The 454-nt window shown below is 35.7% G+C and carries 2 protein-coding genes; both read right to left on the bottom strand.

Annotated features, from left to right (window positions below; all coding sequences use genetic code 11):
* The coding region (locus HMPREF2865_RS11530; protein WP_283120630.1) for a zonular occludens toxin domain-containing protein at positions 1-220 on the bottom strand (220 nt) is incomplete at its 3' end.
* Positions 221-224: 4 nt separating this feature from the next.
* A complete protein-coding gene (locus tag HMPREF2865_RS03940) occupies positions 225-452 on the bottom strand; it encodes a DUF2523 domain-containing protein (protein WP_283120629.1) in 228 nt (75 codons plus the stop codon).
* Positions 453-454: the final 2 nt, after the last annotated feature.

The following is a 454-nucleotide window of genomic DNA, read 5'->3' as shown; positions in this document are numbered from 1 at the left end:
TATCTCGCAACGGTGCAGACATGATTTCTTCTTCAGTAAGTTCATGCGCGTTAAATTTACGTTTATCCAAGCCGTCGATATGGCAGAAGTAAAGCGGACGATCTACTTCCGTACCGTCTTCAAGCTTCATTTTGAATAAGCCGTCTTCGTTATTCAGAATCATGGATACTACTCGTGATGTTTTGCCAGTACCCATGTTCCCTGTAAACAAATAAATCATAAAGCTACCTTGGCATAATAAAAGTTAATTTATTTAATGTATTCATTCCAATATAAAAGCTGAATGCGCCGAATAAATAACCGAGACCTTGTCCAAAACCACCTATTAAAAGTAAATTTAGAATATCAGACGGCATAGAATTTATGGCATTCAAGGTGTAATCTTTAAATTTATTTAGCGCAATAATATAGCCTGCATATGTTACAAACGTCATGCCAGTAGCAATAATTATTC

It is taken from the genome of Neisseria sp. HMSC073G10 (assembly GCF_001812605.1).
GTDB lineage: Bacteria > Pseudomonadota > Gammaproteobacteria > Burkholderiales > Neisseriaceae > Neisseria > Neisseria subflava_A.
Note: the sequence above shows the minus strand (reverse complement) of the source record. Positions and strands in the feature narration are given on the sequence as shown.